Source organism: Streptomyces sp. SID5785 (assembly GCF_009870065.1).
Classification (GTDB): Bacteria; Actinomycetota; Actinomycetes; order Streptomycetales; family Streptomycetaceae; genus Streptomyces.
Genome location: NZ_WWIA01000071.1, coordinates 1 through 5,474, shown reverse-complemented (window position 1 = coordinate 5,474; position 5,474 = coordinate 1). Strand labels below are relative to the sequence as shown.

Annotated in this window: 4 protein-coding genes; 3 read left to right on the top strand and 1 reads right to left on the bottom strand. The window is 73.4% G+C overall.

The features are described 5' to 3' along the window. From GTW43_RS02310 to GTW43_RS02300, 3 genes are all read left to right on the top strand, one after another. A partial coding sequence (locus tag GTW43_RS02310; RefSeq protein WP_161299861.1) for a CGNR zinc finger domain-containing protein occupies positions 1 to 321 on the top strand: 321 nt, incomplete at its 5' end. 45 nt (positions 322 to 366) lie between these two features. Continuing rightward, positions 367 to 864 carry a hypothetical protein gene (locus GTW43_RS02305; protein WP_161299860.1) on the top strand — a complete coding sequence of 166 codons (498 nt, stop codon included), beginning with the start codon at positions 367 to 369 and terminating at the stop codon, positions 862 to 864. Between the two features lie 162 nt (positions 865 to 1,026). Beyond that, positions 1,027 to 3,363 (top strand): glycoside hydrolase family 95 protein, encoded by a 2,337-nt coding sequence (locus GTW43_RS02300; protein ID WP_161299859.1) that lies wholly within the window; start codon positions 1,027 to 1,029, stop codon positions 3,361 to 3,363. A gap of 69 nt (positions 3,364 to 3,432) precedes the next feature. Here GTW43_RS02300 and GTW43_RS02295 read toward each other — a convergent pair whose 3' ends face one another. After that, the gene (locus tag GTW43_RS02295) at positions 3,433 to 5,406 is read right to left on the bottom strand and encodes an N-acetylmuramoyl-L-alanine amidase (RefSeq protein ID WP_161299858.1); all 1,974 of its coding nucleotides are present in this window, start codon (positions 5,404 to 5,406) and stop codon (positions 3,433 to 3,435) included. Positions 5,407 to 5,474: the final 68 nt, after the last annotated feature.

Genomic DNA, 5,474 nt, shown 5'->3' with positions numbered 1-5,474 from the left:
GCCGCCCTGTGCCCCGTCGTGCCGGTACTGACCTGGGCTGCCGCGGACGGGGCGGAGCCCGCCGCCCACGAGGCCACCGCGGCCGGGGCGGCGCCTGCCGACCGGCTCGTCGCCGCGCTCGCCCGCGCCGCGATCGGATTCCTCGCGGGCGAGGACCGGCGGCGGCTGCGCGCCTGCCACGCGCCGCGCTGCGTGCGGTACTTCCTCAAGGAGCACCCGCGCCAGGAGTGGTGCACGCCCTCGTGCGGAAACCGCGCCCGGGTCGCCCGCCACCACGAGCGCCACAACTCCCGCGCGGAGCGCGCACCTCACAGCGCGTGAGCCCCGGCACGGGCCGGACCGCCGCGGCGACGTACGATGGAGCGCATGTCCTTCCTCCGCCGCCGCGCAGCGACCCCCGCGGGCCCCGACTTCGACGTCCTGGCCATGGATCCGGGTGACTGGCCGGGCAACCTCGGGGCCGGCCTGCTGCCCGCGCCCGACGGCTCCTGCCAGGGCGTCTTCCTGCGCTACGACCTGTTCGGCGGCCGTGGCCCCGCGATGATCATCGGCAACCTCCCCGAGGGCTCCCCGGCCCGGGAGACCGCCGAGGGCGAGATCCCCTTCGAGGTCGCCCAGCTCCTCATCGCGCTGGAGAACGACGAGGAGGTCACGGTCACCGGCGTCGAGGACGTCCCGGTCATGCAGGGGGACAACCTGCTGATCGTGCGCCGCCTCAAGCTGTCGGAGACCCGGATCTCCTGCGTCCAGTTCGACCGCAGCGACCAGGTCCTCGTGACGATCGCCTCCTGGGACCGTCCGATCACCGACGACCTCTACGCGCTGCTCAAGCCGCTGCCCGCGGAGCTCTTCCAGCAGGGCTGAGCCCCGGTCCGAGCCCTCTGCGGAGCGACCTGCTCCGCCGAGGGCCGACCGCGGTCGTGCGCACCCTCTTGCCGGAGAGTCATCGGACCTCTAGCGTGCCGAGGCATGCCTTCTGGGAACCCTGAGCACTCCGCGCCCGACGGAGTCACGCGAAGAACCACCATGAAGAGTGCGGCCGCAGGAGCCGCAGCCCTCGCGGCCGGAGCGGTCCCGCTCGCGGGACCCGCGGCCGCGGCCGCCGCCGACACCCCGCGCGCCGAACCCTCCGATGAATTGCGGCTCTGGTATCGCACACCCGCCGCCGACTGGGAGCGCGAGACGCTGCCCATCGGCAGCGGCGCCCTCGCCGCCTCGGTCTTCGGCACCCTCGCCTCCGAGCGCCTCCAGTTCAACGAGAAGACCCTGTGGACCGGCGGCCCCGGCGCCCGCGACGGCTACGACTCCGGGAACTGGCGCAGCCCGCGCCCCGACGCCCTCGCCGACGTCCGGCGCCGCCTCGACGCCGAGACCCGCCTCGACCCCGACACCGTCACCGCCGCACTCGGCCAGGCCCGCACCGGCTACGGCGCCCACCAGACCTTCGGCGACCTCCGGCTCGACCTCCCCGGCGGCCCCGACGCCACCCCGCCCGACTACCGGCGCACCCTCGACCTGCGCACCGCCCTCGCCACCGTCACGTACACCCACGAGGGCGTCGCCCACCGCAGGGAGTACCTCGCCTCGCACCCCGACGGCGTCCTCGCCGGAGAGCTCACCGCCGACCGCCCCGGCAGCATCACCGTCACCCTGCGCTACACCTCACCGCGCGCCGACTTCACCGCGGCCGCCACCGGCGACCGGATCAGCGTCACGGGCCGCCTCGACGACAACGGACTGCGCTTCGAGGCCCAGATCCGTGTCCGGCACACCGGCGGCACCCTCACCGCGGGCACCGACGGCACCCTCACCGTCACCGGCGCCGACCGCGTCTCCTTCGTCCTCGCCGCAGGCACCGACTACGCCGACACCCATCCCCACTACCGCGGCGCCGACCCGCACGCCGCCGTCACCGCCACCGTCGACCGCGCCGCCGCCCGCGACCACGCGGCCCTGCGCGCCCGTCACGTCCGCGACCACCGCACCCTCCTCGACCGGGTCGCCCTCGACATCGGACAGCAGACCCCGGCCGACGTCCCCACCGACCAGCTGCTCCAGGAGTACACGGGCACCGGCAGCGCCGCCGACCGCGCCCTCGAAGCGCTCTTCTTCCAGTACGGGCGCTACCTCCTCATCGCCTCCTCGCGGGCCGGTTCGCTGCCCGCGAACCTCCAGGGCGGATGGAACGCCTCGACCGCCCCGCCCTGGTCGGCCGACTACCACGTCAACATCAACCTCCAGATGAACTACTGGCTCGCCGAGGCCGCGAACCTCGCCGAGACCACCGCGCCCTACGACCGCTTCGTCGCCGCCCTGCGGGCCCCGGGCGAGCGCACCGCACGCGAGATGTTCGGTGCCCGCGGCTGGGTCGTGCACAACGAGACCAACCCCTACGGATTCACGGGCGTGCACGACTGGGCCACCTCCTTCTGGTTCCCCGAAGCGGCCGCCTGGCTCACCGGGCAGCTCTACGAGCACTACCGCTTCGGCGGCTCCACCGACTACCTGCGCACCACCGCGTACCCGCTCATGAAGTCCGCCGCCGAGTTCTGGCTCGACACCCTGCGCACCGACCCGCGCGACGGCAGCCTCGTCGTCACGCCCAGCTACTCGCCCGAGCACGGCGACTTCACCGCCGGCGCCGCGATGTCCCAGCAGATCGTCCACGACCTGCTCACCAACACCCTCGAGGCCGCGCGGACACTCGGCGACCGGCCCGCCTTCCGGCAGCAACTGGCCGACACCCTGGAGAAGTTGGACCCCGGTCTGCGCATCGGGTCCTGGGGGCAGCTCCAGGAGTGGAAGACCGACCTCGACAGCCCCACCGACGACCACCGGCACGTCTCCCACCTCTTCGCCCTGCATCCCGGCCGGCAGATCGAACCCGGCAGCCGCTGGGCCGACGCCGCGAAGGTCTCGCTCACCGCCCGCGGCGACGGCGGCACCGGCTGGTCCAAGGCCTGGAAGATCAACTTCTGGGCGCGGCTGCGCGACGGCGACCACGCGCACCGGATGCTCGCCGAACAGCTCAGGTCGTCGACCCTGCCGAACCTGTGGGACACCCACCCGCCGTTCCAGATCGACGGCAACTTCGGCGCCACGTCCGGTGTCGTGGAGATGCTGCTGCAGAGCCAGCACGATGTCATCGAGGTACTGCCCGCGCTGCCGTCGAGCTGGCCCGACGGCTCCGTGCGCGGGCTGCGCGCCCGCGGCGGCGCCACCGTCGACATCGACTGGGCGGCGGGCCGCGCCACCCGCGTGGTCCTGACCGCGTCCCGCACCCGTGAACTCACCGTCCGCAGCACCCTGTTCGGCGAGCGCACCGTCAAGGCGACCGCGGGCCGCCGCTACGTGTTCGACTGACACGGACCGCGGGCCCGGGTCCGCCCCCACGGCGCACCCGGGCCCGCGGCCCGCTCACGGTCCCGTACCTCAGGAGACCGTCGACGGCACCACCTTCACGTCGGCCGCCCGCACGTACGCGACCCGGTGACCGAACTGGATCTCGTAGTACACGTCCTTGCCGCGCACCACCCGGTGCGTCGACGTGTCGAACGTCGGCGAGTAGAAGTACTCGCCCGTCGTCCGCCCGCCGACCGCGTACCGCTGCCCCGAGAGCAGCTTGTACGGCAACGGCGAGATCGCCTGCGGCGTCATGCCCGCCGGGTACGCCTCCTTCTCCGGGTAGGCGCGCCCGTAGACCGGGACGTCCGCCGCGCCGTCCTTCGCGGTGACGACGAGACCCTTCGCGTTCACGGCCACCGGATGCCGCGCCGGGTTGTGGAACCAGGCCTTCTGGCCCAGGTACCAGACGGCCGTCCAGTCGCCCCTGCGCTCCGCGACCGCGTACTGCTGGCCCGCCGAGACCCGCGACGCCATGTCGTTGACGTCGATGGTCGAGTCCTCGCCGCCGGGGCGCAGCCCGACGTCCTTGACCAGCGGGGCGTCCTCGCTCGGCGCGGTGTACAGCCGCACCGCGCTCGACCCGTGTGCGGCGCACGGCTCGCCCGCCTCGGTGCACCCCGTGTACTGCGGCCGGTTCTCGGCGAACCGCGGGTCGATCGTGACCAGCCCGCCCTTCTTGCCCGCCGTCGGGTGGAACGGCTTGCCCAGCAGCGCGAAGTAGTGCGACCAGTCCCAGTACGGGCCCGGGTCCGTGTGCATCTGCGGGATGGTCGCCGTCGTGGGACCGGGCACCGTGTCATGGCCCAGGATGTGCTGCCGGTCCAGCGGGATGTCGTACCGCTTCGACAGGTACCTCACGAGACGCGCCGACGAGCGGTACATCGCCTCCGTGTACCAGGAGTCGGGCTGTGCCAGGAAACCCTCGTGCTCCAGACCGATGGACTTGGCGTTCGTGTACCAGTTGCCCGCGTGCCAGCCCACGTCCTTCGACTTGATGGACTGCACGATGTGCCCGTCGGTCGAGCGCAGCGAGTAGTGCCAGGCCAGATACGTCTTGTCCTGGACCAGCTTGAGCGTCTGCTCCCACGTCGCCTCCGTGTCGTGGATGACGATGTAGTCGATGCTCTGGTCCTTCGGCCGGTCCGCGAGGTCGTGGTTGCCGTAGTCGCCGTCGCCGAACTCCTCGTACGGGGCCGGGATCCACTCGCAGGACACCGTCCGCGGACACTCGGTGTCCCCGGTGTCCGCCCGGCGCAGACCGGCCCGCGCCAGCTGGGCCGTGTGCGCGGTGGCGGAAGGGTCGGCGGCCAGCCGCAGAGCCTGGCCCGCGTCGTTGGTCCGCCGCTCACCGTCGTGGATCACCGCGAACACGTCGTCGGCGTACGACGTCGCCGTCGCCGCGTCGTCGGCGCCGGAGAACGTGGCGACGGCGCCGAACCAGTCGGAGGCCGCGCCGCCCAGCGGCCGACCCAGCTTCTTCTGCGCGGCCGCCAGCAGAGCCGCGCCGCCCCGCACATTGGCCGCGGGGTCGCTGCGCAGCTGCTCGGCGGGGATCCCGGACAGCTTCGAGGCCCGCACGAGGGTGGTCAGTCGGGCCGGGAGAGCGCCGGTCTCCGGCAGCGCCGGGGTCGCCTTCAGCGGGGCCCGGGCGTCGTCACCGCGCGCGTCGCCCTCGGCATGGTCGTGTCGCACCGTGCGGGCGAGCGCGGTGCGGACATCGGTGAGGTGCATCGGGCCGTAGCCGCCGGACACGCTCGGTGCGCCCGCGTGCGTGTCCCAGCGCGACTGCAGATAGGAGACCCCGAGCAGCACGCTCTGCGGGACCTCGAACTCGGCCGCCGCGGCGGCGAACGCGCTCTGCAGCTTCTGGTCGGCGGGCGCCGCGGAACCCTGCGGGGGAGCCGCGCCGAGCAGCGGGAGCAGCAGACCCGCCGCCGCGAGCGTGCCCGCCGCTCTGACGCGCGCACGCCGGCCGGTGGGGAATCGGAGAGAACGGTGCAACGGTGCCTCCAGGGAGCGACGGAGCCGGAGATGGTGCGCGGTGCGTGCGGGGCCGATCGTGGTCAGTG